This window comes from Planococcus sp. ANT_H30, assembly GCF_008369335.1.
Taxonomy (GTDB): domain Bacteria; phylum Bacillota; class Bacilli; order Bacillales_A; family Planococcaceae; genus Planococcus; species Planococcus kocurii.
Map to the genome: position 1 here is coordinate 75,113 of NZ_VOBJ01000001.1, position 26,274 is coordinate 101,386.

The window sequence follows — 26,274 nt, forward strand, 5'->3', positions numbered from 1 at the left end:
ACTCTCATCCTACACGAAATCTTGTTATTATCATACTAAAAAAACTCCCCATCAGGAGAGTCTAGTTGTCAGTAAATTAAGTTGTTCAAAAAAGTTTGGGTAGGAAATTGAAATGCATTCAGCGTCATCAATGACAACTTCGCTAGATGCTATTAACGCAGCAATTGCCGCCATCATCCCAAGGCGGTGATCGCCGTAAGAAGTCATTTCAGCACCGGTTAAAGCCGTTGGTCCATGAATGATCATGCCGTCTTCAGTCGCTTCAATGTCTGCGCCCATTTTCGTCAATTCTTTGACAACAGCAGAAATACGATCTGTTTCTTTCACGCGAAGCTCTTCAGCATCTCTGATCACTGTCGTCCCTTCAGCCTGTGTAGCGATAAGTGCAATCAAAGGAATTTCGTCAATCAATCGTGGAATCAACTCTCCGCCAATTTCAATTCCTTTCAATTTACTCGAATGAATGGTTACATCTGCGGAACGTTCTCCTTGCGTATCATGTTCTTCCAATTCAAAATTAGCGCCCATTTGTTCAATCACATCTAAAATACCTGTCCGCGTCGGATTAATTCCTACATTTTCTAGCGTCACTGTGCTCCCTTCAGTAATTAACGCAGCACCTATCATAAAGGCCGCAGACGAAATGTCACCCGGCACCTTCACATGTGCAGCCGTTAGCTTTTGACCACCTTCTAACTTAATCTGGTAGTCTTCACGTGTAATCGTAGCGCCAAAATGTTCTAGCATGATTTCTGTATGGTCGCGCGAAGCGATTGGCTCATGAATAATCGTTTTGCCATTTGCTTTTAATGCAGCCAATAAAATGGCGGATTTTACTTGAGCACTGGCAACTGGCAATGTATAGTCAATCGCCTTTAACTGTGTTCCTTGAACTGCTAAAGGTGTGTATTGTCCGTCTTCTCGCCCTCGAATATCTGCACCCATTTCGCGAAGCGGATCGATGATGCGTCTCATAGGACGCTTTGCAATAGACTCATCTCCAACTAAAATTGAATGAAAAGAAGTTCCCGCCAATAATCCAAGCATTAATCTTGTTGTCGTTCCCGAGTTCCCGGTATCCAAAACTTCAGAAGGCTCTTTCCAAGAATCTTCTCCTCTACTTTGAATGGTCACTAAGTCTTCTGTAATATTAATTTTTACACCCAGCTTTTTAAAACAGGAGATAGTACTTAGGCAATCGTCTCCCATAAGAAAACCTTCTACTGTCGTTGTCCCTGTTGCCATAGATCCAAACATAATAGCTCTGTGAGAAATTGATTTGTCCCCTGGAACTTGAATGGTGCCTTTTAAGGCTGGTTTTTTAAACGCTAAAGATAATACCACGGGCTTATCCGTCCTTTCAGGAAATATATGTATCGTATACAGTTCGAGTCATCATGCATTTTTGTGCGCGCGCACGATCTTCCGTTGTTTGGAAACTGATAACAAGAATACCAAATACGTCTTCACGCGTTTCCAAAATCCGAAGATTGACAATACTGATTTCTTCTTCTGCTAGATAGCCAGTTAACTCCGAGATAATACCCGGTATATCGGGTACATCGATATACAAATCGAATACCGAGAACATCGCACCATGCCCAGAAATCGGCAACTCGTCCCTTACTGTCTTAGCATGCGAGAAAAATTGTTGAATCGGTTCTGGATCATTTTTTTTAAGCATCTGTTTTAATTGTTCCATTTGCTCCATCCAATTATCCAACTGCTGAACAATCATTGTATTATTTTGAGTGGTAATATCTCTCCACATTTCGGGATTTGCCGAAGCGATACGTGTCGTATCCCGAAAACCACCAGCCGCTAGTTGTCGAGCAAAAGGAAATTTATCCTCTTGATCTAATTGATGAACCAGTGATGCTGCAATCAAATGTGGGAAATGACTCACTATCGCTGTCATATGATCATGCTCTTCTGCTGGCAATATCTTAATTTTCGCTTTAGTAACTGCCAATAATTCTTTTAAAAAGTGTAAACGTTCATCGTCCGTCGCGTTATCAGGTGTTAAAATATAATAGGCATTTTCAAATAACACTTCTTTTGCTGCTTCTACCCCACTCTTATGCGATCCCGCCATTGGATGACCGCCTATAAAAAGATGGTTCAAGCTTTTCGAAGATTCCATTATTTGTATTTTAGTGCTACCCGTATCTGTCAAGATGACATCATCTTTCAACTGCCAATATTTACTTTGTTCCATTAATTTGATTGTAGCCCCTACGGGTGTAGCAAAGACGATAACATCAGCTTCTGATGCTGCTTGTTCAAGTGATGGCGGCGAACTATGTATGATCCCCATTTTAAAAGCTTTTCTAGCGGTCAATGGATCGGCATCGTACCCTGCCACATGGACATCCTGATTACGCTGAAGCGCTTTTGCGAGCGACCCGCCAATCAGGCCTAATCCAATAATTAAAATATGAGTTGTCACGTCGAACTCACCTGGCTTTTAGCAGATAAATCCGGACGCAGCTTAATCGCTTCGTTCAAATAAATATGGTGAATGTCTTGCTGACCCAGCACGGTATTAACGTGCATCATGACACGGATACATAGAGGCATACTCCCAGGAACGTCCATTTCATGTGTGCACATGACGGGTACATATGTCCATTCCGCAATTGTCCGAACAGCTTTCGCTGGAAAAGCAGATGAAATATCAGTCGTCGTCGAAATGATGACTGACGCAACATCATCTGGTTCAATATTGTTTTCTTTAGCCATTTCTAACACTAGCCGTTGTGTTTCTTTTAATACTTCTTCTGGCTGGTCTACAGAAACTGTAATTGCACCTCGTACTCCACGTATCATCTAATCACTTCTCCTATCTGTAAGACTAATTTTTCATAGGTTGCACGTGCGTGCTGCTCTTCAATTTGTTCTACAAACGGTTTGCCTGTGCGTTCAAGTAAAACAAAATTCAGTGTTCCTCTTGAAGATTTTTTATCTTTTTTCATATAAGGCAACAATGCCTCAAAATGAATTTCCTGTAGTAAATGAAGGGGATAGCCATTTGTACTAGACCACCTGATAAATCCAGCTAATTTACTATGCTCTGACAAGAGAAGAGCATAAGACATTCCAAGCACGACGGCTTCTCCGTGTGTAAGTTTGCCATAACCCAGATGTCCTTCTAATGCGTGTGCCAACGTATGACCAAAATTCAAGTATTTACGAATGCCGCCTTCAAATTCGTCTTCTTCAACAATCGCCGCTTTTACAGCAATGCCTTTTTCCAAATGGCGATTCAAATCGTCTTCTGTCATGTCTTTAAAGTTCTCAATAGCCAATAATTCATTCAACCACTCTTCATTAGATATAAAGGCGTGCTTGATCACTTCAGCCATACCTGAACGTACTTCTTGAACAGGTAAAGTTGCCAGCAATTTACTATCATACAAAACGGCTTTTGGTTGATAAAATGTACCGATCATATTTTTTCCTAACTTATGATTGATGGCTGTTTTACCGCCGACTGCACTATCATGAGCCAAAATCGTCGTTGGAAGCTGGATAAACGAGATGCCCCGCATGAAAGTCGAAGCAACAAATCCGGCTACATCTCCTGTCGCGCCTCCACCAAAAGCGAGTAGCAAAGAAGCTCTTGAGCAATTTTCGGAAAGCAGAAAGCTGTGACACGCCATAAAGGTTTCCACGGACTTTGCACTTTCTCCAGCCGGAATTGTTAACACACGAACGTCCCAATCTGTTAAATGAGCTAATAAATACGGTAAATGAAGCTCTGCCACTTGTTTGTCGACGATAACCACAATTCGATCGGCATTATCTAGCAAAGGGCGATAAGCATTTGCGAACAAATCGAAAGCTCCCGCACCGATATGAACCATATAAGGATGATTTGCCTCGACTCGCAATTGCTTCATTCTTAAAACTCCTTCGTGTATTCCAGGTAATTTTTTAGATTATCTACTAAGCGAGGCATTTGATCTGCGTCGAACTGATCCAACAATGCGTTTGCGACTTCCCATGCGACTACGTGCTCAGCAACAATCGAAGCTGCCGGAACGGCACAGCTGTCAGAACGCTCAATACTTGCTTGAAAAGGTTCTTTCGTTTCAATATCCACACTATTAAGCGGCTTATACAAAGTCGGAATCGGCTTCATTACACCTCTAACGATAATAGGCATTCCAGTCGTCATTCCGCCCTCGAAACCTCCGAGATTATTCGTTTTGCGTGTGTAGCCATTTTCTTGATCCCAAAGAATTTCATCATGAACTTCACTGCCTGGTTTTCTAGCCATTTCAAACCCTAGACCAAATTCAACCCCTTTGAAGGCGTTTATGCTCATAATGGCAGCTGCTAATTTAGCGTCCAGTTTCCGGTCGTAATGGACATAGCTACCAATTCCAGCAGGCATGCCTTCCACGATCACTTCTACTGTTCCACCGATAGAATCACCGTTTTTCTTGGTTTTATCTATTAAATCCATCATTTCCTGAGTCACCGTTGGATCAGCGCAATAAACAGCATCATTTTCAACAATTTCTCGAATTTCATCTACAGACTTTCCAAGGTAACTTTCTGGATTTACTTTAATTCCACCTATTTCAGTCACATGTGAAACAATTTTGATGCCGAGTTCAGCAAGTAACTGCTTTGCTACTGCACCAACTGCTACGCGTACCGTTGTTTCACGTGCTGAAGAACGTTCTAAGACGTTTCGAAGATCACGGTGACCATATTTCATACCGCCATTTAAATCAGCATGACCAGGACGTGGACGCGATAACTGACGCTTTACTTCTTCTGTATCCTCTATCGGCTCAATCCCCATAATCGATGTCCAATGTTTCCAATCGTCATTTTTCACAACTAAAGCGACAGGTGAACCTAAAGTTTTACCATGTCGAACACCTGACACAATTTCAACTGTATCTTTTTCGATTTGCATTCTTCTACCACGACCATGGCCGCCTTGTCTTCTTTTTAATTCTTTATTAACCATTTCTGCCGTTAAAGGCAACTGCGCCGGCAATCCCTCGATGATGGCAGTCAATTGCGGACCATGTGATTCTCCTGCTGTTAAATAACGCATTTACACTTTCTCCCTTCAACGTGCTAAAGTATTTATGTACCACTATACCACAAGGTATTTCTTCAATTCTATATGAAAATTAGATAAAGTGAAACTTCAATCAATTGAGATTTTTTTCCTTCATCACTTAAGCACTTCCAACCTAAAAAAAGAGCAGCCACATTTCTTGGCAGACTCTCAAGATAAATAAAAAAAAGCAGCTAGGCTGCTTTTTTAAAAATTGGATTAGTTAACCCAGTTGTTCATTGTTTTTTCATATGAAACCAATTCTTCTTCTTTGAAGAACAAGCCGATCTCGCGTTCTGCACTTTCAGCAGAATCCGAACCGTGAATCATGTTTTTGCCGACAGTAACTGCGAAGTCGCCGCGGATAGTTCCTGAAGCTGCATCTTTCGGGTTTGTCGCGCCCATCATTTGACGTGCAGTCAAAATAACGTTTTCGCCTTCCCAAACCATTGCGAATACAGGACCTGAAGTGATAAATTCAACCAATTCACCGAAGAAAGGACGCTCTTTGTGCTCGCCGTAATGCTCTTCAGCCAACTCAGTAGGAATTTGCATCAATTTAGCACCTACTAAATGATATCCTTTTTTCTCGAAACGTGCGACGATTTCTCCGATTACGTTGCGTTGAACGCCATCTGGTTTAACCATTAAAAATGTTTTTTCCAATGTAAACACTCCTCTATTAAAAGCTCGGGCATTTTGCCCACCTTAAAAAATACTATCATTGTCGAGTCATTTGTCAACCAACAACTTAAAAATTTCGTTTACCGATAAAGAATGCAATTTTTCGCATCGTTTTTACTCCTGGTCCTTTTGGCAAGAAAGAAAGTTCGCGTAACGCCTTCTGTAAGTATCGTTCACTCATTGCTTTCGCTTCTTCGATTCCGGAACTATTGCGAATGATTCCGACAATTTCCAATCGTTCATGGTCGGATAGTTCCTTATTCAAATTGGCTTTTAACAGTTGATAGATTTCGGGATCTTTCCGCGCACATAAAATAGGCAAGGTGATATTCCCTTGAATGAAATCGCTGCCCGCTGGTTTTCCAAGTTCTTCATCGGTAGAGGTAAAATCAAGAATATCGTCAATAATTTGAAATGACATGCCGATAAAATACCCAAAACGACGTAAATGCGCCGCAGTTTTCTCATCGGTACCTGAAACAAGCGCACCCAATTCACAGCTTGATGAAATCAACAACGCAGTCTTGCGCTTGATGCGACGGAAATAATCTCGCAAATTTTGATCTAATTTATACTTGTCTTGAATTTGAATAATTTCGCCTCTGCACACTTCTATCAACGTTTTAGATAATATTTCATGAACTCGCGGAGCTGTAATTTCAGTAATGCGTTCTAACGCTCGCGCCAAAATAAAATCACCTGTATACATCGCTACGCTGTTATTCCATTGTGCTTTGACTGTCGGTCGGCCTCTACGAATTTCTGAATCGTCAATGACATCGTCGTGCACCAGTGAAGCCATGTGAATCAATTCAAGCGGCACTGCCACTTGCTTCATCACATCAATATTGTAATCACCAAATTTTCCAGCAAGCAAAACAAAAACAGGTCGGATTCTTTTCCCTCCGGCCTGTAATAAATGAAGAGACGCATCATTTAAAAGGAGAGACTCGGAATCCACTGCCTGTTCCAATTCCTTCTCGATCATTTCTAGTTCCGGTCTAAGGTCGGAATAGAGCAATTTCAACTTCATCTTTTCCACTTAAAATCCTTCTCCCGCTAGTTTACTTTTTTTATTCCTAAATGGAGGGCGGCGGCGCCTCCTGTATAAGGCTTGTATTTTACTTTTTCAAATCCGACTTCCGCAAACAGTTTGGCTAATTGTTTCATGCCAGGGAACGATTTTGCCGATTCCTGTAGCCATGAGTATTCTTTGTAACTTTTAGCAAAAAGCTTACCAAATACCGGCATTATGAAACGGAAATACATTCTAAAAAATGGCTTGAATACGATATTTTCGGGTTGTGACGTTTCTAGACAAGCAATCATTCCACCTGGCTTTAAAACACGATGCATTTCAGAAAGGGCTTGACGGTAATCCGGCACATTGCGCAACCCAAATCCGATGGTCGCAAAATCAAAAGAATTATCCGGGTACGGCAGTGACATTGCATTGCCTTGGATCAGTTTGATTTGAGGCATATCTTTCGTCTTGTCGTGGCCAACATTTAGCATGTTTTGACTAAAGTCTAGTCCAACTACACGTCCTGTTTCACCTACTGCTTCGCCAAGCGCAATGGTCCAATCAGCGGTGCCACAGCAAACATCAATAGCTGCAGCTCCTTTTGGAACTTGCATTTTGTACATCGTATCTTCACGCCACTTGTTATGCTGTTGAAAACTAATAACTGAATTCATTTGATCGTAATTCTCGGATATTTTCTCAAATACTTCGTGGACTCTTTGTTCTTTCGTTTTAGGCATATCAGTCATCCTTCTCGGGTCAGCTGCTCAGCTCTATGCTGGTGCGGGGTTATTTGATGGAGCAAGAATTGTGCAAGTTCGTAATCCAATGAACACTCATCAATAGATTTCACTATCTTCTCGTGTAAGTTATCAAGTTTTTCCACTAGCCAGTGTTCTACATAATTTTTATGATTCAAGTTACTAGTTAATTCACGTAGAAAGTTGGAGTAGTTTTTAGACTGCAATCGCTCCAATTCATCGGCGTAACGTATATAAAGCAACGCCTGTTTTGCAAGTGATTCATATTCAGTGTAGCCGTAGAATTTATAAAAAGAAATTAGAAGTTCGGTTTCAATAATGGTGATGGCTTCTTCTACCTCTGCAATAGACCGGTCCATCCCTTCAAAAAAAGAGGTTTTCCGTTCGCTCACTTGAATGATAGCCGTTGCCAATTTCTGGACCATAGCAATATTCTTGCTATTGACCAACATTTGGTAATAAATTCCGCTATATAAATCACCAGCCAACACGGTCAATTGTTGCTCTTTGCTAATTGGGTTATCTTCTCTTACTTGATCGTGTGCATGCAAAGCCGCATAGACGATGGAAACCGTTTTTGCAGAGGATTCAATTTCTGCCGACCATGTTTTTCCACTGAAAAAAGGCAACAGTAAAAAAAACAAACGGGACTCTTTGACAGAGGGACCTTCTGTAAACTGATCGAGTGTCCGTTGCCGAACAGCATCTAAGACCTCGATTTCCATAGAAATAATTTTCGATTGTATTTGGTGTCCCTTCATACTGCTTGCTCCATTCATGATTTAGCCATACTATACTAGTATATCACAGGCAAAGCCTTGCCTTCAGCAATATCGTTTATTTTTTAGCTTCACTTTCAACGATACCGTGAGCAGAATGAATCTCCGCTTTGCCACGAATTTTCATAGCTGAAGTATGCTCGGTAAATTGTGCAATCATTACTTCGCCTTTATCTAATTTTTCAGTATGGTGAAATTTTGTGTCGTTACCTCGAGTTAATCCTATTACATTCACGCCGTCTTCTTGAGCGCGAATAACAATGTATTCTGTCTGAGCCATTTTAACACCCACTTTTTTAGTATTAGTTCATATTGATATATGTGATTACTTCAGAACGCTTGATCGTATCGGTTTCGAGAACTCCACGCGAAACAGCTGTTACCGTTTTTGCGCCTGGCTTCTTGATGCCTCTCATGGTCATGCACATATGTTCCGCTTCGACCATTACATATACACCATGTGGATTTAATGTTTCCATTAGTGAATCTGCAATTGTCGAAGTAATTCGTTCTTGAAGCTGAGGTCGTTTTGACACCGTTTCTACAGCACGAGCTAATTTACTTAAGCCTGTCACAATTCCGTCACGAGGAATATAGGCAATATGTGCTTTACCAAAAAAAGGAACAAGGTGATGTTCGCACATTGAGTAAAAAGGAATATCTTTGACCAGCACCAATTCTTCATGACCTTCATGAAACACCGTTTTAAAATATTCTTTTGGATCTTCTTTCAATCCAGAAAATACTTCTGCATACATCTTAGCTACCCTTTTAGGCGTATCCGCTAATCCTTCTCGGTCTACGTCTTCCCCAACTGCCTCTAAAATCATCGAGACCGCTTTTTCTATTTTAGCAAGGTCTACTTTTTGGGCTTTGACATCTATCATTTTACTTCCCCCTGTTGAAAACGAATCGGTTATTTGTTTTGGCAGCAGGATGGCTGCTGCTATTATTTTTATATGCGTTAGCAGTTCACTATTCAGCCTTAAGGGCTTTACCCATTAAGATTAAGCAATGCGCTTTATCGGTTTGTTAAGATGCCTTAATGTGCGGCTGAACACCGCCGCTTCGCCAAGGCGTCTTATGCTTGTCGGGTCTTGACGGCTTCCTGCGCTTTTCTCACATGAATCGTAGCACACGCACAGGTGTTTCGCAAAATCTTGGCTCAAAAAAAGGATGACTTTTGCAAGATTGTGTCTCGCAAAAGTCATCCTATGTACAGAGGCTAAAGCTTACTTCACTGCGTCTTTAAGCGCTTTACCTGGCTTAAATGCAGGAACTTTGCTTGCAGCGATCTCGATTTCAGCACCAGTTTGCGGGTTACGTCCTTTGCGGGCCGCGCGTTCGCGTACTTCAAAGTTACCGAATCCGATCAACTGTACTTTTTCACCTTTAGTTAAAGCGTCTTGAATCGTCTCAAATGCAGCGTCAACTGCTTTGGCAGCGTCTTTACGAGAAAGCTCAGCTGCTTCAGCAACAGAGTTCACTAATTCTGTTTTGTTCATGCTATTCACCTCCTCTCAAAGGGGATGCAACCATCAATCCTGTAAAAAGAGTATCACATCGAAAATCGCATAGCAACAACAAACAGCCCACTTACCGAATAAAACCACCAAATACTAACAAAATTTTCTAAAAAGCGGCTATTTCTATTAAAACGCGGCAAATCAATGTTTTATTCTGTTAAGAATATCGGTTCATTATTTTCATCTACGGTGTAAGGAAGTGAATAGGCAGGGACGACAGGATTGTCTTCATAAAGAATAAAACGAATATCCTGACCTGGTTTTAACTCACCCTTGTATTCTTGGAGTGCTGTAAAAAGATCCATGGCATAATCGATATAGACATCTCCATTACCAGTAATTACCATTGGCAAATTTCTTCCACTATAAGGGCTGACGACAGTCGGTTCCTCAGAAAAACCCATGGCTTCATGATTAAATTTATAGACATTGTCTGAAAGAATTTCAGCAATCGGAGCTTGTCCACCGTTAGCACTTTTTCGCACGTTCACAGATCTTATCGCTTCCGCAGCCTGTAAATCAACCAATTTTACCGTTGGATTTTCTTCAACGTCCATTAGAACATACTGAAAAACACCACCCGTTTCAAATGCATTTGTTGGTATTTCTGCAGTATACGTAGGAACAAGTTTCGAGAAATCCACCGGGTATTTGATGTATTGATCTATATCCATATCACGCGTTTTTATTGGTAATAAGCCACCCGTAGCGTCTCTATACTGATTTACTGCATTTTGCACAGTGATTAATTGATCTTCATAAGGAATTTGGTTTTCAGCTCGCTCATTTTGCGGATATCCGCAAGCTGTTAAAAATCCACCCACTAGCAAGAGCATCATAATCATTGCCGTTTTTTTCATTTTTCTCACCTCACGCGCCGCCTGTTGGGCCACTAAATACTGTGAATACCATGATGAAAAATCCTAGTATTAGCAAGATATAAGCAATTAACGCAAAAGTAAATTTAAGAATTCCGTTCTTCAGTTTATATCTGCTCAAGTAAATCATACCCATAGAAATCATCAAAAAAGCAATTCCAGCAAATGACACCCACATTTTATCTAAAGCACTCATAATTGCCCGCCTTTCGTAGTGTTTCAGTCAATAGTATAGCACAAAAAAAGAAGAGTCAGCCTTAAGCATCCTCTTCTTTTGTGACAATTAAAGCAAGTCTATCAAATCTTCCATTTCGTTCTTTTTCATGCGCCCCATCAACTTTCCAACTGCGTCATCTGTTGACACATTGTCAAAAAGAACCGCGTAAAGTGCAGCAGTAATTGGCATTGGTACATCATATGCTTTCGACAATTGATAAGCCGCTTTAGTAGTCCGGATCCCTTCAACAACCATGCCCATTTCTTCTAGCACTTCATCTAAAGACTTTCCTTTACCTAGCATATTGCCTGCTCGCCAATTACGCGAATGGACACTCGTGCAAGTAACAATCAAATCTCCCACCCCGGTCAAACCAGAGAAAGTTAAAGGTGTTGCTCCCATTTTCACACCGAGCCGTGCAATTTCCGCTAACCCGCGTGTCATAATAGCCGCTTTTGCGTTATCCCCAAACCCTAATCCATCAGTGATTCCAACTGCTAATGCGATAATATTTTTTAAAGCACCACCAATTTCTACACCAATTACATCCGTATTCGTATAAACGCGGAAATACCCATTCATGAACAAGTCTTGAATTCGAATGGCCGCTTCCGTATTCTCACAAGCTGCCGTAACAGTCGTTGGATGCTCTTGAACCACTTCTTCAGCATGACTTGGTCCGGACAGTACAACAACATCTTCAATCCATTGCTCCGGAATTTCTTCACGGATCATTTCGCTGATTCGCTTTAAAGAATCCGGTTCAATGCCTTTAGAAACGTGAACGAATAAGACTTTGCGATCAAGATTTTCTTTGATATCCTGGCAAACTTCTCGGATTGCTTTTGTGGGTACAGCCAAAACGAAGACATTCCCATGTGCTACAGCCTGTGGCAAATTGCTTGTCGCCTTTAAACTGTCTGGTAGTTGTATCTCTTTTAAATAGCGTTTATTTGTATGCTGATTAATTTCATCAGCTTGTTCCTGACGATGTGTCCAAAGCAGTAAATCATGGCCGTTTTGAGCAAGTACATAGCTCAATGCAGTTCCCCAGCTCCCTGCCCCAAAAACAGAAACTTTTTCCATAAGTTAAACCCACCTTTTTATCTTAAGTACGAGCTCTCGTTATAAGACGAAGAGGAGTTCCTTCAAAGTCGAAACTTTCGCGAATCCGGTTTTGCAAGAAGCGTTCATAACTAAAATGCATTATTTCAGGCTCATTTACAAACACTACAAATGTCGGTGGCTTAATGGCGACTTGTGTTGCGTAATAAACACGCAAACGACGGCCATTGTCCGATGGTGCTGGATTCATAGCAACTGCATCTTCTATAACTTCATTTAGAATGCTCGATTGAATTCTTCTTGAATGATTATCATTTACTTTGTTAACGATTTCTAAAATACTATGCACTCGTTTGCCACTAATTGCGGATACAAACATAATAGGAGCATAGTCAAGGAATAAGAAATGCTCACGGATTTTACGAGAAAAAACATTCATTGTTTTTTCATCTTTTTCGATAGCATCCCATTTATTAACAATAATAATTACTGCTTTACCTGCCTCGTGAGCATATCCAGCAATTTTCTTATCTTGTTCCTGAATACCTTCTTCGGCGTTCAAAACCACTAAAACAACATCTGAGCGTTCAATCGCACGCAATGCACGTAGAACACTGTATTTTTCTGTTGTTTCGTAAACTTTCCCTTTTTTACGCATTCCAGCTGTGTCAATGATGACATAAGGCTGCTCATTGTAGACGTACTGTGTATCAATAGCGTCGCGCGTCGTACCCGCCACTTCGCTGACGATGACACGTTCTTCTCCAAGAAATGAATTTACGAGAGAAGATTTGCCGACGTTAGGACGACCAATTAATGAGAATTTAATAACATCATCTGGATATTCCTCATCATCGTCTTGAGGGAAGTTTTTAGCTACTTCGTCCAGTAAATCTCCTAGGCCTAAACCATGGGATCCTGAAAGAGGGAAAGGTTCGCCCATTCCCAACGTATAAAAGTCATAAATCATATGGCGCATGTCAGGATTGTCAATCTTGTTAACTGCTAAAATAACTGGTTTTTTCGTCTTATATAAAATTTTTGCTACTTGTTCGTCTTGATTAGTCACGCCATCGCGTCCATTTACAAGAAAAATAATAACGTCTGCTTCATCCATAGCAATTTCTGCCTGCTGACGGATTTGTTCAAGAAACGGCTCGTCTCGAAGATCGATACCGCCTGTGTCTATAATATTGAATTCATGTGTTAACCAATCTGCCGAGCTGTAAATACGGTCACGCGTTACTCCTGGAATATCTTCCACAATTGAAACCCGTTCTCCTACCACGCGATTGAATATCGTGGACTTACCAACGTTCGGCCGGCCAACTATTGCTACTACCGGTTTTGACATAATCACTTCATCCTTCCACTTCTGATATGCCTATTATACACGAAAAAGGCGATGGCATCTGTTAAATGTCCATCCCCCTTATATGTGCAATATTCAGTTTTTCTTCACATTTGCATAGGATGCCGGATTAAAGCCTCTAGCGATGAGATATTGCGCTAATTCTCCCGTGATAACTGCTGGACATTTTTGCAAATCTACCAAGTTATTTGCTCCAAGAGCTGTCATCATCATTGCCAAGTCTTCATAGAGCGCATGTATATCATCGATTAGCTGTTTTTCGCCTTCTTGCATCGCCGTTTTTAAAAAAGCACCTGCAAGACCTACCGCATCAGCTCCCAGCATAAATGCTTTAATCATATCCTGTGCATTTTGAATGCCGCCTGAAGCAAAAACTGTTTTATCAAAAACACTCTTTACTTCTACAATTGCTGCTGCTGTCGGAATACCCCAGTCGTCAAAATAAGCCATTTTTATCCTGCGACGTTCATTTTCGATCAATGAAAAGTTTGTGCCGCCAAAGCCACTGACATCAATTACTGAAACTGCACTTCCCTTCAGTTTCTCCGCAGTTTCACGAGATATACCAAATCCTGTTTCTTTAACAATTACCGGAACATCAAGCTTCTCAGCAATCGCTTGTATGCGTTCAAGAGCTCCGCGGAAGTCACGATCTCCTTCTGGCATCGTCAGCTCTTGCACAACATTTAAATGAATCTGTAGTGCATTCGCTTCTATCATCTCGACTGCATCTTGCGCTTGTTGCACGGTCGCTTCGCTACCAAGGTTACCAAATAAGATACCATTCGGATTTTCTCTTCTAACAACCGTATAAGACTGCCGCTCATTCGAATCTTTAAGCGCAGCCATTTGAGATCCCACAGCCATAGCCATCCCGGTTTCCCGAGCAACTCTTGCCAACAGACTATTCAATTGTTGAGTAGCCCGTCCGCCACCGCCTGTCATCGCATTAATAAAAACAGGTGATTCTAAATTCAAATCACCTGTTTTTGGCTTTATGCACCTATTAGAAACCGCTGAGTTCGGTAAAGCTTGGTGAACAAATCGAATATCGTTAAACATATTTTTTTTACTTTGCCCTGTCGATAAAGCAAATTGTATATGATCCATTTTACGCTCAGCTCTTGACATATTATTCAGGTTTAAAACCTTTTAGTTTATCGCCGATCACATCACTAATTGAAAAACCAGAGGACTCTTCAGGCATTTCGTAATTCGAGAAATCTTGGTCACCCTGTTTTTCTTGTAATTCTTTAATACTAAGAGACAACCGCTTGTCCGCTTTATTGACTTCAAGTACTTTAACTTGCACTTCTTGACCTTCTGACAATTCTTCATTCGGCGTTGCGATGTGTTTGTGTGCAATTTGTGAAATATGAACAAGACCTTCTACACCCGGTAGAACTTCTACAAACGCCCCATAACTAACAAGACGCTTAACCGTTCCAGTATGAACAGAACCTTTTGGTGCTTTTTCATCAATCGTGTCCCATGGTCCAGGAAGCGTGTCTTTAATAGACAACGAAATACGTTCTGAATCCCGATCGACAGATAGTACTTTGACCGTAACTTCTTGACCTTCGGTTACGACATCAGAAACTTTTTCCACATGTTCATGAGACAACTGTGAAATATGGACCAAACCATCTACACCACCGATGTCAACAAAAGCACCGAAAGAAGCAATACGTTGCACTTTGCCTTTCAGCTCATCTCCAGCATGGATTTTTTCCATCACTTTTTCTTTTTGCGACTCTTTTTCTTTTTCGATAACGGCACGATGCGAAAGAATCAACCGATTATTTTCTTTTTCCATTTCTACAATTTTAAACGTCAATTCTTTTCCTTTATAGTCTTCAAAAGACTCAACAAAGTAATCTTCCACTAAAGAAGCCGGGACAAATCCACGGACACCTAAGTCGACCACTAAACCGCCTTTTACAACGTCTTTAACTTCAGCTTCAATAATTTCACCAGACTCAAATTTCTTCTCCAATTCGCCCCATGCCAGTTCGGCATCCACTTTACGCTTGGATAAAACGAAATTCTCATCTTCAATTTTTGTAATGATCAAATCCAGTTCATCTCCAACTTCTACCGAATCTGATGCTTTTTCAATATGCAGACTTGATAACTCACTGATTGGAATAATACCATCAAATGGTGCACCTTCAATTGTTACCGTGACTGCTTTTTCTTCTATTTTTGCTACTACCCCTTTGACGCGATCTCCTGTTTGGAAGTCACGGTTTTCCATCATATTCGTTTCCTCTGACATAAGTAGCCCTCCTTCACAAACTATCCACCTTCTATTTTATGCGAATTCTCTAATAAAAACAAAAATTATCACTTATTACTCGCATAGTCATTAAGAATATTCTGGATACTCGACATAATGGCTTCAGTTACCTCGTCGACTGAAGCTTTTCGTTCACGAAAAGGTGCCATGCGGATTGGCTCGCCATAAACTACGCGCACTTTTCGAAACGCTTTATACGGTCCGATAATTGCACAAGGCATAACGTCTGCATTGCCACGAAGTGCAAAAAAACCTGCTCCGCTAAGGCCTTTTTGTAATACTCCATCTGTCGAGCGTGTTCCTTCTGGAAACAAACCGACAACTTCTCCACTTTTCAATATTTTTAATGCCGTCCGAAGAGCTTCTCGGTCGCTCATTCCACGTTTTACGGGAAAAGCATTTACTTTCGGCAAAATTGATTTGAGTATCGGCGCATTGAATAATTCTTCTTTTGCCATGAAATGAACCGTTCTAGGAGCGGTCATTCCAACAACAGGCGGATCGAGTGCATTGATATGATTCGAACAAAGAAGAATGCCGCCTTCTTTCGGGAAATTCTCAATTCCGATTACTTCGAAACGATACAATGGGCTTAATACTGTTTTTACAAGTCCTTTTCCAACTGCATATAAGTTCACTTTACATCAACCTTTCTTCAGCCAATTTCAATATTTCTCCGGCTGCCTGATCAATTGTCAGGTTAGTTGTATCAAGAAAAATAGCATCTTCCGCTTTTCGCAAAGGCGCTACTTTGCGTTCACTGTCCATTTTATCCCGCATAGCTATTTCCGCCTGAAGCTCCTCAAGCGGAGTCAAAATATCTCTATTTTTGTTTTCTTCGAATCTTCTTCTTGCACGTTCTTCAACCGATGCCGACATAAATACTTTTAAAGCAGCACTTGGAAGGACATGCGTGCCGATATCTCGACCATCCATGACGACTCCGCGCCCTTCTGCTAATTGCTGCTGCAATTCAACCATCCGAAGACGAACCAGTTCATGAGCGGCCATTTGAGACACAGCTTTTGTGACATGTTGAGAACGAATTGCCTCAGTCACATCTTTTTTATCAAGAAATACGAGCTGTCCGTCTTCTGACGGTTGCAAATCAATTTCAGTTTTCTGTAGTAATTTACCGGCTTCTTCATTACTAGCCAAATTAATCTTCTCTGTTAATGCTTTTAATGTAATAGCTCGGTACATGGCACCGGTATCGATGTAAACATAGCCCAGTTTTTCTGCTACGATTTTTGCAATTGTGCTTTTTCCCGCAGCTGCTGGTCCATCGATTGCTATTTGTATCGGTTTCACCAAAATAGTCACCTCATCCTATGTATTCATCATATTTTAACATAAAAAAAAAGTCTTTATGTATAAGACTTTTCCTCGGTATTTACTTTACTCTTCTGACGGTATAGAAGAAGGATCTTCACCATAATGCGACATGGACAGTTGGTGAGCTTGTTTAACTTTCCGAAGACCAAACCACCATAAGAACAACATAAATGGAATAGCTCCGTATATAATATTATCATAAACATACAGGCTACTATTATATGCCAAGTGAAGAATTACCGAACTGACAAGTGCCCAACCAATCCACCGTCTGCGCTTATGGCTTTTACTAAATTTGGCTTTCCCAAAATAATAGCCCATGACAACACCAAATAACGCGTGGCTCGATACCGGCAAGAATGCTCGTATAAAAGCAGTCTCTAATCCGAACTCAAGTAAGTACAAAATATTCTCAATTGTAGCGAATCCAAGAGAAACACTCGCCCCATACAAAATTCCATCGTAAGGATCCTCGAAATCGACGTGACGATAGACTGCAATTAACAGGACCAACCATTTAAAAAACTCTTCAATTACACTCGAAAACAAAACATTTTGCATAAAGCTATTCGTAAAGACACCTTCAGCATTGAATACATATTGAACAAAAAGAATCGGGAACGTCAATACGGCTCCGTACACAAAACTTTGAAATATCAGTTTTGACGGTTCACCCGCAAATTGATCGCGCAAATACAAATAACTGAAAAGCGCCAGACCCGGGGCTATTGCTACAGTTAATAAAATGATCATACGCGTACCCCTTTATTCAGATTCCCCTCATTGTAACATGTTTACCTACATCATTTTCAGCTCTCTTTTAACGAATTACCGCTACCGATTAAAAGCATCTGCTTTCACATGTTCTTCGACTGACAATAAAACAGCGAGCTTGATGCGCGCTTTTTTACTATCGTAATCACTCCCTAAAATAACGCCACGATTTAACAAATCATGAGCACTACCTGGATAACTATAAACCGGATAAGTATTGCCTTCTTCAGCACTCGTTGTCAAAACGACCGGTATTCCTTGTCTTACAGCTCGATCAATTGCATCTACCATGTGCGGAGATACCTGCCCTCTACCTGCTGCTTCCAAAACAATCCCTTTTGACGGCCCTGCCACTAGCTGATCAATAACAAAACCATCTTGACCTGAATAACATTTAATAATATCGACCCGAGGCAACGACTTTGTTACAGCATGCACCTCATGGATAATTGGTTTTTGGTAAACACGTACCATATCGTTATCAATAATGCCGAGATAGCCATGCCCAAACGAATCAAAGCCTTGTAAATTACTGGAGTGCACTTTCTTCACATATTTCGCACTGTAAATTCGTTCGTTAAAGACCACAACAGCTCCAATTCCTCTCAGATTAGGATTTACTGCTACATAAATTGAATTGCGTAAGTTTGAATAGACATCGGTGCCAACTTCTTCAGGAGATCTCTGTGACCCTGTAATGACCACAGTCCGATCATCATCGATTGTCAGATCCAGAAAGTAAGAAGTCTCTTCCAAAGTATCTGTTCCGTGTGTGACAACGATTCCTTCAACTTCAGGATCTTGAAATTCTTGTAGAATCGCTTCTCTAACTGTCAACATCTGTTCAAAACCAATATGCATGCTTGGCAATTGGAATACATCGACTACTTTTACTTCAATTTCTTCTGGGAGTTGGCAAAGTTCCGCCAATTCTTTCCCTGAAATTGCACCAGACTCCAAAAGCCCATCAGAAATTTCCCGACTTGCAATGGTACCACCCGTTGTAATTAATGATACTTTTTTCTTCATCTTGAAACTCCCTTTCACGTTTGCAGTGTTTACTGTTCTTTAAAATCTATTTTTAAAAAAGGTCTATTTAAGGTCTATGTTCTTTTTCAGCAATCGCTTCTGCAATTTGTTGCCCATGAAAACGTCCATTTTCTATAAAAATTTCGTTGGCATTGTTGCCTGCAGCTATTACACCGGCAATATATAGATTGTCTATATCTGTTTCCATTGTTTGTTCATCAAAAGTCGGTCGACCTGAAATCGAATCGATGGAAATGCCCATTGATTTTAAAAACTGATGATCTGGATGATAGCCAATCATAGCAAAAACAAATTGGTTAGAAAGTGTTTCTTTTTGGTCATTGACTGTCAGTTCTACCGTGCTGTTTGTAATGCGATCCACCATTGAATCGAACAGCATCGTAATTTCACCTTTTCTCACTAAACCATCAAATTCCGGCAAAATCCACGGCTTGATACTTTTGGAGTAACTCGTGCCGTGATAAGATACTGTCACTCTACTACCAGCTTTATGTAAAGCTAGAGCCGCGTCTACAGCCGAATTTTTACCGCCGATTACTAACACATCTTGATCAAAATAGGGATGCCCCTCTTTGAAATAATGCATCACTTTTGGCAGTTCTGCCCCTTCAACTTCAAGCTTATTTGGCTGATCGTAATAGCCTGTTGCTGCTATTACATATTTCGCCTCGTATTGAGCTTTTGAAGTGACCACAGTAAATAGTTCATCTTTTTCAACACGTTCCACGATTTCGAACGGCCGCACTTTAATACCACTTCTTTTAACCACTTCCCGGTAATAAACCAAAGCTTGATTTCGTTTTGGTTTCCGTCCTTCTATAATAAAGGGCACATCGCCAATCGCTAGTTTTTCACTCGTACTGAAAAAAGTTTGGTGTGTTGGGTAATTGAAAATCGCGTTGACGATATTGCCTTTTTCAATAACTACTGTTTCCAATCCACGTTTCTTCAATTCGATTGCGGTCGATAACCCACAAGGTCCACCGCCAATAATAAGCGCATCTACATATTCCATTTCAAACCATCTCCTGTACTTTATTCTTAATTAAGAATAAAGGACTCTGCTACTTTATGACAATTTTTTATCTTTTCTAACTGCAGGCGTGATTGTTAGCACATGATATTCTGCCTGTGCACCCAGTCTCAAATGCAGAGTCGTCGTACCAAAACCATTACTGATTAATTCAATTCGGTCCTTCTTTATTTTCATTGAGCCCTTATCGAATAAACCGAATGGACCAATCCGAATTTGACCGCCGTGCGTATGACCAGCCAGCAACAAATTGGCTGAATATGGTCCTTTTACTTTCCAAAAGTCAAAAGGTGTATGTGAGACAAACAACACAGTATCGTTTTCTTTAACATTTTCGAAAGCATTTTTGAATCCGTTCGGTTTATAGGCAAAATGATCAAGTCCGACCAACCTCAACTGTTCATTGCCAAACAAAGCTACCGACTCATCCTCTAGCACAATTACATCAAATTGATTGAAAATTTCTCTGAGTTTATTTTCATCTACTTCCCGGTCGTTATTGCCCCACACAAAATACACAGGTGCACAAGCACGTAAGTTTTTTATGTTTTCTTGAACCCGTTCAAGCGGTACGCCTTTTTCTACTAAATCGCCGCCGATTACAATCACATCGACAGGAAACTTGATCAAGTCTGCTTTAATGACTCTCCTATGGATATCAGCAATAAAAAGAAGCTTGAACGGTTCGAATGCTTTGTCTGTGGGTAATTTAACCGTTTGCTGGATGAGCTTTTCTGCAAAGGCATTGCGCACCATCACTAGCAGAAAAGCGAGCGCTGCCAAAGCGATTTTCATTAAATATTTCATGTAATGATTCCTTTCACAAAGAACAAAAAAACATAAGCAAGGCTTATGTTTTTTTATCTTATTTTGCTATTTGTCTTCTGCGATGTCCAATACTCGGAAACCAGATTTCTCAAGCTCTTTGACAAAACGATCGATATTGTCTTTCTTTTTAATCTTTAGAACGATGCGACGAACCATTTTATTGGTTTCATCAAAAGTAACAAGTGAAATAACCGACTCTTTGTATTTCTCGATAATCTCTCCCAATCGTCCAATACGCCCTTCTGATTCTACTGAAGTGAACGTAATACGATAGCCTGACTGGTTCATCCCAAAGGCACTTTGTAATTGATTGACAATATCAAAGCGAGTAACAATTCCTAAAAATTGATGTTTTTCAACTACTGCAATAATTGGAAAGTCATTTAATTCCATTAATGCTTTTTCATAGACATCATTGATGCTCAAATAAGTGTCTTCATTCACGATTACATCGCTGACCTTAGTTGAGCTAATAAAATCTTCTTTTGTTTTTCCTGAATAGAAAAACGCACGATAAGCATGATACCAAGTGAAGATTCCTTTGTACTCAGTGCCTTCAACTACAGGCAAAGCATCAATTGTGTGTTTTTCTAGTAAATCAAAGCCTACTTGTACCGAATCGTCCATTTTAACTGCATAACATTTTTCTCTTTCAACCATTACACTTTTAACAAACATTTGCTCGCCCCACTTTCTATGATGTTACTGTTATTCCCTAATTACCTACTTGTTAATCCGTCGAATGGCTTAAGGTAAAACCAAAGTTTGACCCGGACTAATGCTATTCGAACTCAAGCCATTAGCTTGTTTGATTTTTTCTACCGCTGCTGCTGCTCCTGCCGCTCCGTAATTATTTACTGCAATACGGTAAAGCGTTTCGCTAGATTGTACTACGTAAGTCTTACCATTAGCACTTGGTATTTCCTCTTTTTTATCTGCTTCAGCTTGTGTTTCTTTTTTCGCCTGTGCTTCAGCTTGTGCATTAGCTTCCGCTTCTTTTTTCGCCTGTGCTTCAGCTACAGCTTTGGCTTCTACATCAGCTTTTTCTTTGGCGGCTACTTCTGCAGCAGCTTTAGCCTTTACTTCAGCTTGTGCTTTAGCTTCCGCTTCCGCTTTTTCTACTTTTTCTTTTTCAGCGTCGGCCTGTGCTTTTTCCGCCTTGGCTTTCTCAGCTTTGGCTTCTTCTACTTTGGCTTTCTCAGCTTTTTCTTTTTCTTCATCAGCTGCAGCAACAGAAGATTGGGATGGTTGGGCATTCATCTCAAAACTCACTTCATTTTCTGCAGGTTTGGCTGTCAATGAATCGTCGGGTTCAAATACGAAAGCTACATAAATCAGCAAAGAAACCGGAATTAAGATAAATATAAAAAATAATGCAGGCATCAAAAGATTTTTAGTTTTTTTAGTTTTGGGTTTTTGTGCCTGTCTCTGACCCGCTCTCGACAATGCCGAATTTTTGTCCACCGATATTTCCTGTCGATTCTTTTCAATCGACTCATGATAACTTTGATTCCCCATACATGACTACCCCTATCTGTACTAATATATCTATTATGACGAAAAAAGGCTCATTTGTAAATGACAGTTAATAAGATTCTTACATAGGTAATATTACACTTAAACGGTCTTGCCATTCAAGTGGCAATCGCTTTTCTTTCGGTGAAGAAAAGGCTTCAAAAATCTGATAATCAATTCCGTCGTTAACGCAGCAGTTGGTCGGTTTATCTATTAGCTGTTGATCAAAGCATTCGATGATATAACTCCGCAGACAAGTTTCGCGCGAAATCAATTCACGAATTTTTACCGCTTGTTGCCTTTTTCCTTTTCTCAGCAATTCCATTTGCTTGATAACACCATCTAAAGGCAACTTTGTTATCCAATAAGCGATTACTCGAAAAGCTGTCTCCCGAACGATTCCTTGATCGATTAAATAAGTCGCAGTAGCTCCTTTGCTATAAACTGCTTCTATCTCGTGCTGTGTTGGCAAATCATCCATCACTAAACTTTCGAGCAATACCTCGTCCCCTTGTGCATACAGTAAAGTAGCTAAAGCCGGTTTATCATCTCTACCAGCTCTTCCAACCTCTTGCACATATCCTTCGATAGAAGTCGGCAGTTGAAAGTGGATGACGTGACGAATGTTCGGAATATGAACACCCATGCCAAATGCATTTGTGGAGCAAATCCATTGCACTTCTCCGTTTTGAAATTGTTGCTGGACAAAAATGCGATCTTGGTGCTCCATACCCCCATGGTAAAAAGCTGAAGAAATTCCTTGCTCTGTTAAAAGCATAGACAGTTGCTGGGACTTTTTTCTAGTTCCTGCATAGATAATACCGGGACCATTAAACTTCTGAACAAATTTTTTCAAAAAATCTACTTTTTCACGACTGTCATCAAATTTTTTCAAATCATACACAATGTTTTTTCGATCCATCGGATGACAATACACAAACGGCTTTTTCAAAGCTAAATACTCTTTTATTTCTTTGGTGACTTTGTCCGTAGCAGTTGCCGTCAGTGCCAATACTTGAGGGGAATTCAAAAAAGGCAAAATTTCTGAAATCCGCAAGTAATCTGGTCTAAAATCAAACCCCCACTGCGAAATACAATGTGCTTCATCAGCAACTAGCAGCGAAATTTGTATCTGCTTTAATTTTTGTTTAATAAACGGTTGTACAAGCATTTCTGGGGATATAAAAATGAATTTATAAGAGCCGAGCTTAGACATAATTTTTTCTTTGTCTTCTGGCTTTAAAAATGAGTTGATGGCTACTACGGATTTCTCTCCCATTTTTTTTAATTGAACCACTTGATCTTGCATGAGAGACAATAAAGGTGAAACGATTAAGATACTTCCTGGTAAAACTTTAGCAGGCAATTGATAACAAATAGATTTGCCCATTCCAGTTGGCAGTAGCGCAATAACATCCTCACCTGCGACTACTCGCTCGATAATTTCGCGCTGACCAGGACGAAATGAAGAAAAACCATAGCTTGAATACAATAATTCGTCGAGATTCATCTTCGTTCCCTCCTAATCGCTAGCGCAAGACGTATTTGAAAATAACTGACTTCAGGTAAAAATTCTTTGATTTCACGTAATCTTTTCGTTTTTTGACGTCGGCTTTCGGCAATAATTGCCTCGTACTGTTCATGACCCACAAATGGGATATAGTTAAAATAAGGATCGTTCATTGCCAATTCGACCACATGATCTTCGATCGTACTGGTTTTTAATTGGCGTAGTGACGCAATTTGTTCCAAGCTAAATCCTCTTTCGAACAACTTTTCTGTGCGCTGCGCTGTTTCGGTCAAGGAAGACTGCTGAATAATGCCTTCCATGAGACCTACTATCAATTGAGGCTTGGACTGTTCGATCACTGCCATCCAACCATGCAAAGCTTCTACAGTCATCAATTGAACATCCAGTAAGGATAGTTTTTTAGAATCGGCAATTTGCTGCCACGTTAAGCCACTTATCGCAAAACCCGTTAAACGCTCGATCAAAATCATTTTATGTGTTTCAGAAATGTCCGTTTCGGCTAATGTAGTAAAGAGTTCTTTTTTAAACGCTTGAACTACAGCTAAATCACGAAACTGAATCCGTTGCAGGTATCTTTTCACCCAATTTTGCACTTCTTCATTACTGACAACGGGGTCAAAGCTTTTTACGCGTTGACTGACGTGGGACAAAGTTTGAACAATTAGTGACAAGCGACTAAAAAACAAATTTTCGTTCCCTCGGTATTTCCAACCATTCAACGACGACGGGGCAACACTTAACTTTAACGCTTTTTCGGATAGTTCAATAACTTGTTCATTTGCTAGTAAATAACCTTGCGAAAACAAGCCTTGAACTACTTGATCGTAAGCTTTCTTATCCAGTTTTGGCAACACGCCAAAATAAGGATAAAGGCCGAAATAACCAATATCCTGTATCGTCTGCCCAGACTTCTTTCCTTTTATCAAATGATAGGGAGAAGAGACGGTTCGCTGCCGATCGACAGTCTTCATAATGGCTAAAATGAGTTCAGTAACTAACAAGCTTGCTCCCCCTAACGGTTTTAGGTTGAAAAACTGTTCAAACACCTTTAGAATAAATACGATAGTATAACTGAACTTGTTCGGAGATAAAGGAGTGGAAAACAATATGGCTAAGTATACCATTGTCGACAAGGATACTTGCATCGCTTGTGGTGCTTGTGGTGCTGCTGCACCTGACATTTATGATTATGATGACGAAGGAATCGCTTTTGTTATTTTAGATAATAACATGGGAACAGAACAAGTTCCAGATGAACTCGAAGAAGACATGGAAGATGCATTTGAAGGCTGTCCAACAGATTCGATCAAAGTTGCAAATACATCTTTCGAAGGCGATCCGTTAAAATACGAAGACTGAATCAAAAAAGAAGGCGTACTGGAGAATCCCTCCAGTACGCCTTCTTTTAATTTGTGCTAATTCGAATTCCGTCAAATCTACACGGCTGTTTTCGCTTTTCTTTATCCAGACTCAACCAGCCAGATTTTAGGGTCACAAGCCACACTGGCTATGCGGCTGAAAAAATGCCGCTTCGCCAGTGCATCTTGTGCCCGTCAAATCTACACGGCTGTTTTCGCTTTTCTATATCTATGATAAATAATAGGATCTTTGCTTTTCGATCCATGTGTGCATGCTGCTGAATACTAGCAGGACGACCGAAGTTAACAATAGACCTTTGATTAAGTTAAATGGTAATATCCCTAAGACAATTGTGCCAAATAACGCATTGCCCGTTTCAGCAGGCACATTTAAAAAGTACGTATACATTGGCAAAAACACAAAATAGTTTAAAACACTCATACCAATCGCCATAGTTAATGTTCCCACAGCTAAGCCAAAAATCATGCCTTTTTTATTCGCTACTTTGTGGTAGATAGCATAAACCGGAAGGATAAACAGCAAACTTGTTATAAAGTTAGCCATATGACCAACAGGTACACCTGTCGGACTTCCTGCAAAAAGCCAATCCAACACGTTTTTGAAGAATGCTACTAAAATCCCTGCAACTGGCCCCATCGTGATGGCTGCAATTAATGCCGGTACGTCACTAAAATCCACTTTCAAAAAAGCCGGTAATGCAGGTAACGGAAAGTTAAAAAGCATCAATATAAATGAAATACTGCTTAACATCCCAATCACAATCATCGTTTGTAACTTTTTGTTCTTCATATTCCTCTCTCCTTGTCGTGATTCACCAGAAGAAAAGCTTGGACCCAACATTTACATATAAAATCCCTTAAGCACTAGTACTTAAGGGAGAAAAGGCACACTTAATAAGCGTTCCGTCTACATGTAAACGACAAACGTCCGCACCTTCACCTTCTCCCATCCAGACTATACTGTCGGCTTTGGAATTTCACCAAATCCTGCGTTTTACGGCTCGCGGGCTTATGAACAGAGTTCAATTACCGCCGGTAGGGACTTTCACCCTGCCCCGAAGATGAATCGATATTTTGTTATAGCCTAATCGTAGTATAAAAAAGAAGCGTTGTAAACAAATTTGTTTACAACGCTTCTTTT

Annotated in this window: 30 protein-coding genes and 1 riboswitch; of the genes, 1 reads left to right on the forward strand and 29 read right to left on the reverse strand. The window is 40.4% G+C overall.

What is annotated here, in order from left to right; translation table 11 throughout:
• Nucleotides 1–51: 51 nt before the first annotated feature.
• The 28 genes from aroA to FQ085_RS00525 all read right to left on the reverse strand — a co-directional run bounded on the left by aroA (nt 52) and on the right by FQ085_RS00525 (nt 24,755).
• Nucleotides 52–1,344 (reverse strand): 3-phosphoshikimate 1-carboxyvinyltransferase, encoded by a 1,293-nt coding sequence (gene aroA / locus FQ085_RS00390; RefSeq protein WP_149455699.1) that lies wholly within the window; start codon nt 1,342–1,344, stop codon nt 52–54.
• Between the two features lie 16 nt (nt 1,345–1,360).
• Nucleotides 1,361–2,449 carry a prephenate dehydrogenase gene (locus FQ085_RS00395; protein ID WP_149455700.1) on the reverse strand — a complete coding sequence of 363 codons (1,089 nt, stop codon included), beginning with the start codon at nt 2,447–2,449 and terminating at the stop codon, nt 1,361–1,363.
• Nucleotides 2,446–2,829: a chorismate mutase gene (gene aroH, locus FQ085_RS00400; protein ID WP_058385044.1), complete on the reverse strand. Its 384-nt coding sequence runs from the start codon at nt 2,827–2,829 to the stop codon at nt 2,446–2,448. The genes FQ085_RS00395 and aroH overlap by 4 nt, the downstream gene beginning before the upstream one ends.
• Nucleotides 2,826–3,902 carry a 3-dehydroquinate synthase gene (aroB, locus tag FQ085_RS00405; protein ID WP_058385043.1) on the reverse strand — a complete coding sequence of 359 codons (1,077 nt, stop codon included), beginning with the start codon at nt 3,900–3,902 and terminating at the stop codon, nt 2,826–2,828. Before aroB ends, aroH begins: the two co-directional genes overlap by 4 nt.
• Before the next feature lie 2 nt (nt 3,903–3,904).
• The gene (aroC, locus tag FQ085_RS00410; protein WP_058385042.1) at nt 3,905–5,077 is read right to left on the reverse strand and encodes a chorismate synthase; all 1,173 of its coding nucleotides are present in this window, start codon (nt 5,075–5,077) and stop codon (nt 3,905–3,907) included.
• A gap of 225 nt (nt 5,078–5,302) precedes the next feature.
• A complete protein-coding gene (gene ndk, locus FQ085_RS00415) occupies nt 5,303–5,749 on the reverse strand; it encodes a nucleoside-diphosphate kinase (protein WP_058385041.1) in 447 nt (148 codons plus the stop codon).
• A gap of 85 nt (nt 5,750–5,834) precedes the next feature.
• Nucleotides 5,835–6,809: a heptaprenyl diphosphate synthase component II gene (hepT, locus tag FQ085_RS00420; protein WP_058385040.1), complete on the reverse strand. Its 975-nt coding sequence runs from the start codon at nt 6,807–6,809 to the stop codon at nt 5,835–5,837.
• A 17-nt stretch (nt 6,810–6,826) separates the two neighbouring features.
• Nucleotides 6,827–7,531 carry a demethylmenaquinone methyltransferase gene (locus FQ085_RS00425; protein WP_058385039.1) on the reverse strand — a complete coding sequence of 235 codons (705 nt, stop codon included), beginning with the start codon at nt 7,529–7,531 and terminating at the stop codon, nt 6,827–6,829.
• Between the two features lie 5 nt (nt 7,532–7,536).
• On the reverse strand, nt 7,537–8,313 hold the full coding sequence (locus FQ085_RS00430; RefSeq protein WP_058385038.1) for a heptaprenyl diphosphate synthase component 1: 777 nt from the start codon (nt 8,311–8,313) through the stop codon (nt 7,537–7,539).
• A gap of 76 nt (nt 8,314–8,389) precedes the next feature.
• A complete protein-coding gene (gene mtrB / locus FQ085_RS00435) occupies nt 8,390–8,611 on the reverse strand; it encodes a trp RNA-binding attenuation protein MtrB (RefSeq protein WP_058385037.1) in 222 nt (73 codons plus the stop codon).
• Between the two features lie 22 nt (nt 8,612–8,633).
• The gene (gene folE / locus FQ085_RS00440; RefSeq protein ID WP_058385036.1) at nt 8,634–9,218 is read right to left on the reverse strand and encodes a GTP cyclohydrolase I FolE; all 585 of its coding nucleotides are present in this window, start codon (nt 9,216–9,218) and stop codon (nt 8,634–8,636) included.
• 345 nt (nt 9,219–9,563) lie between these two features.
• Nucleotides 9,564–9,836, reverse strand: coding sequence for an HU family DNA-binding protein (locus FQ085_RS00445; RefSeq protein WP_006829858.1), 273 nt, complete (start codon nt 9,834–9,836; stop codon nt 9,564–9,566).
• A gap of 170 nt (nt 9,837–10,006) precedes the next feature.
• Nucleotides 10,007–10,717: a hypothetical protein gene (locus FQ085_RS00450; protein WP_058386878.1), complete on the reverse strand. Its 711-nt coding sequence runs from the start codon at nt 10,715–10,717 to the stop codon at nt 10,007–10,009.
• A gap of 10 nt (nt 10,718–10,727) precedes the next feature.
• Entirely contained in the window at nt 10,728–10,931 is a 204-nt protein-coding gene (locus FQ085_RS00455) for a DUF2768 domain-containing protein (RefSeq protein WP_058385035.1), read from the reverse strand.
• An 87-nt stretch (nt 10,932–11,018) separates the two neighbouring features.
• Nucleotides 11,019–12,038, reverse strand: coding sequence for an NAD(P)H-dependent glycerol-3-phosphate dehydrogenase (locus FQ085_RS00460; protein ID WP_058385034.1), 1,020 nt, complete (start codon nt 12,036–12,038; stop codon nt 11,019–11,021).
• Between the two features lie 22 nt (nt 12,039–12,060).
• Entirely contained in the window at nt 12,061–13,371 is a 1,311-nt protein-coding gene (gene der / locus FQ085_RS00465; RefSeq protein WP_058385033.1) for a ribosome biogenesis GTPase Der, read from the reverse strand.
• Nucleotides 13,372–13,464: 93 nt separating this feature from the next.
• Nucleotides 13,465–14,499, reverse strand: coding sequence for a type 2 isopentenyl-diphosphate Delta-isomerase (fni, locus tag FQ085_RS00470; protein WP_269465412.1), 1,035 nt, complete (start codon nt 14,497–14,499; stop codon nt 13,465–13,467).
• A 22-nt stretch (nt 14,500–14,521) separates the two neighbouring features.
• Nucleotides 14,522–15,667 carry a 30S ribosomal protein S1 gene (rpsA, locus tag FQ085_RS00475; RefSeq protein ID WP_058385031.1) on the reverse strand — a complete coding sequence of 382 codons (1,146 nt, stop codon included), beginning with the start codon at nt 15,665–15,667 and terminating at the stop codon, nt 14,522–14,524.
• Nucleotides 15,668–15,735: 68 nt separating this feature from the next.
• Nucleotides 15,736–16,326, reverse strand: coding sequence for a lysophospholipid acyltransferase family protein (locus FQ085_RS00480; protein ID WP_058385030.1), 591 nt, complete (start codon nt 16,324–16,326; stop codon nt 15,736–15,738).
• Between the two features lies 1 nt (nt 16,327).
• Nucleotides 16,328–17,002, reverse strand: coding sequence for a (d)CMP kinase (gene cmk / locus FQ085_RS00485; RefSeq protein ID WP_177167604.1), 675 nt, complete (start codon nt 17,000–17,002; stop codon nt 16,328–16,330).
• Nucleotides 17,003–17,086: 84 nt separating this feature from the next.
• Nucleotides 17,087–17,776 carry a glutamic-type intramembrane protease PrsW gene (gene prsW / locus FQ085_RS00490; protein WP_058385029.1) on the reverse strand — a complete coding sequence of 230 codons (690 nt, stop codon included), beginning with the start codon at nt 17,774–17,776 and terminating at the stop codon, nt 17,087–17,089.
• A gap of 81 nt (nt 17,777–17,857) precedes the next feature.
• Nucleotides 17,858–18,826 (reverse strand): asparaginase, encoded by a 969-nt coding sequence (locus tag FQ085_RS00495; protein WP_058385028.1) that lies wholly within the window; start codon nt 18,824–18,826, stop codon nt 17,858–17,860.
• A gap of 67 nt (nt 18,827–18,893) precedes the next feature.
• Nucleotides 18,894–19,862 (reverse strand): YpdA family putative bacillithiol disulfide reductase, encoded by a 969-nt coding sequence (locus FQ085_RS00500; protein ID WP_058385027.1) that lies wholly within the window; start codon nt 19,860–19,862, stop codon nt 18,894–18,896.
• A 54-nt stretch (nt 19,863–19,916) separates the two neighbouring features.
• Nucleotides 19,917–20,687, reverse strand: coding sequence for a metallophosphoesterase (locus tag FQ085_RS00505; RefSeq protein ID WP_058385026.1), 771 nt, complete (start codon nt 20,685–20,687; stop codon nt 19,917–19,919).
• 66 nt (nt 20,688–20,753) lie between these two features.
• The gene (locus FQ085_RS00510) at nt 20,754–21,386 is read right to left on the reverse strand and encodes a CBS domain-containing protein (protein ID WP_058385025.1); all 633 of its coding nucleotides are present in this window, start codon (nt 21,384–21,386) and stop codon (nt 20,754–20,756) included.
• A gap of 69 nt (nt 21,387–21,455) precedes the next feature.
• A complete protein-coding gene (locus FQ085_RS00515) occupies nt 21,456–22,226 on the reverse strand; it encodes a LysM peptidoglycan-binding domain-containing protein (protein WP_058385024.1) in 771 nt (256 codons plus the stop codon).
• A gap of 79 nt (nt 22,227–22,305) precedes the next feature.
• Nucleotides 22,306–23,733 carry a RecQ family ATP-dependent DNA helicase gene (locus FQ085_RS00520; protein ID WP_058385023.1) on the reverse strand — a complete coding sequence of 476 codons (1,428 nt, stop codon included), beginning with the start codon at nt 23,731–23,733 and terminating at the stop codon, nt 22,306–22,308.
• Nucleotides 23,730–24,755 (reverse strand): YpbB family protein, encoded by a 1,026-nt coding sequence (locus FQ085_RS00525; RefSeq protein WP_058385022.1) that lies wholly within the window; start codon nt 24,753–24,755, stop codon nt 23,730–23,732. The genes FQ085_RS00520 and FQ085_RS00525 overlap by 4 nt, the downstream gene beginning before the upstream one ends.
• Nucleotides 24,756–24,861: 106 nt before the next feature.
• On the opposite strand from FQ085_RS00525, the gene FQ085_RS00530 reads away from it, so the two are divergent.
• Nucleotides 24,862–25,113, forward strand: coding sequence for a ferredoxin (locus tag FQ085_RS00530; RefSeq protein WP_149455701.1), 252 nt, complete (start codon nt 24,862–24,864; stop codon nt 25,111–25,113).
• A gap of 228 nt (nt 25,114–25,341) precedes the next feature.
• Here FQ085_RS00530 and FQ085_RS00535 read toward each other — a convergent pair whose 3' ends face one another.
• Nucleotides 25,342–25,923: an ECF transporter S component gene (locus FQ085_RS00535; protein WP_058385021.1), complete on the reverse strand. Its 582-nt coding sequence runs from the start codon at nt 25,921–25,923 to the stop codon at nt 25,342–25,344.
• A 144-nt stretch (nt 25,924–26,067) separates the two neighbouring features.
• A riboswitch (FMN riboswitch) is annotated at nt 26,068–26,200 on the reverse strand.
• Between the last annotated feature and the right edge of the window lie 74 nt (nt 26,201–26,274).

What these genes read in the sequence shown, in the direction of transcription:
- aroH (WP_058385044.1), bottom strand. Translation starts at nt 2,829, where the DNA reads ATGATACGTGGAGTACGAGGTGCAATTACAGTTTCTGTAGACCAGCCA.
- aroB (WP_058385043.1), bottom strand. Translation starts at nt 3,902, where the DNA reads ATGAAGCAATTGCGAGTCGAGGCAAATCATCCTTATATGGTTCATATC.
- aroC (WP_058385042.1), bottom strand. Translation starts at nt 5,077, where the DNA reads ATGCGTTATTTAACAGCAGGAGAATCACATGGTCCGCAATTGACTGCC.
- FQ085_RS00425 (WP_058385039.1), bottom strand. Translation starts at nt 7,531, where the DNA reads ATGCCTAAAACGAAAGAACAAAGAGTCCACGAAGTATTTGAGAAAATA.
- FQ085_RS00430 (WP_058385038.1), bottom strand. Translation starts at nt 8,313, where the DNA reads ATGAAGGGACACCAAATACAATCGAAAATTATTTCTATGGAAATCGAG.
- mtrB (WP_058385037.1), bottom strand. Translation starts at nt 8,611, where the DNA reads ATGGCTCAGACAGAATACATTGTTATTCGCGCTCAAGAAGACGGCGTG.
- folE (WP_058385036.1), bottom strand. Translation starts at nt 9,218, where the DNA reads ATGATAGATGTCAAAGCCCAAAAAGTAGACCTTGCTAAAATAGAAAAA.
- FQ085_RS00445 (WP_006829858.1), bottom strand. Translation starts at nt 9,836, where the DNA reads ATGAACAAAACAGAATTAGTGAACTCTGTTGCTGAAGCAGCTGAGCTT.
- FQ085_RS00450 (WP_058386878.1), bottom strand. Translation starts at nt 10,717, where the DNA reads ATGAAAAAAACGGCAATGATTATGATGCTCTTGCTAGTGGGTGGATTT.
- FQ085_RS00455 (WP_058385035.1), bottom strand. Translation starts at nt 10,931, where the DNA reads ATGAGTGCTTTAGATAAAATGTGGGTGTCATTTGCTGGAATTGCTTTT.
- FQ085_RS00460 (WP_058385034.1), bottom strand. Translation starts at nt 12,038, where the DNA reads ATGGAAAAAGTTTCTGTTTTTGGGGCAGGGAGCTGGGGAACTGCATTG.
- der (WP_058385033.1), bottom strand. Translation starts at nt 13,371, where the DNA reads ATGTCAAAACCGGTAGTAGCAATAGTTGGCCGGCCGAACGTTGGTAAG.
- fni (WP_269465412.1), bottom strand. Translation starts at nt 14,499, where the DNA reads ATGGATCATATACAATTTGCTTTATCGACAGGGCAAAGTAAAAAAAAT.
- rpsA (WP_058385031.1), bottom strand. Translation starts at nt 15,667, where the DNA reads ATGTCAGAGGAAACGAATATGATGGAAAACCGTGACTTCCAAACAGGA.
- prsW (WP_058385029.1), bottom strand. Translation starts at nt 17,776, where the DNA reads ATGATCATTTTATTAACTGTAGCAATAGCCCCGGGTCTGGCGCTTTTC.
- FQ085_RS00495 (WP_058385028.1), bottom strand. Translation starts at nt 18,826, where the DNA reads ATGAAGAAAAAAGTATCATTAATTACAACGGGTGGTACCATTGCAAGT.
- FQ085_RS00500 (WP_058385027.1), bottom strand. Translation starts at nt 19,862, where the DNA reads ATGGAATATGTAGATGCGCTTATTATTGGCGGTGGACCTTGTGGGTTA.
- FQ085_RS00505 (WP_058385026.1), bottom strand. Translation starts at nt 20,687, where the DNA reads ATGAAATATTTAATGAAAATCGCTTTGGCAGCGCTCGCTTTTCTGCTA.
- FQ085_RS00510 (WP_058385025.1), bottom strand. Translation starts at nt 21,386, where the DNA reads ATGTTTGTTAAAAGTGTAATGGTTGAAAGAGAAAAATGTTATGCAGTT.
- FQ085_RS00515 (WP_058385024.1), bottom strand. Translation starts at nt 22,226, where the DNA reads ATGGGGAATCAAAGTTATCATGAGTCGATTGAAAAGAATCGACAGGAA.
- FQ085_RS00520 (WP_058385023.1), bottom strand. Translation starts at nt 23,733, where the DNA reads ATGAATCTCGACGAATTATTGTATTCAAGCTATGGTTTTTCTTCATTT.
- FQ085_RS00530 (WP_149455701.1), top strand. Translation starts at nt 24,862, where the DNA reads ATGGCTAAGTATACCATTGTCGACAAGGATACTTGCATCGCTTGTGGT.
- FQ085_RS00535 (WP_058385021.1), bottom strand. Translation starts at nt 25,923, where the DNA reads ATGAAGAACAAAAAGTTACAAACGATGATTGTGATTGGGATGTTAAGC.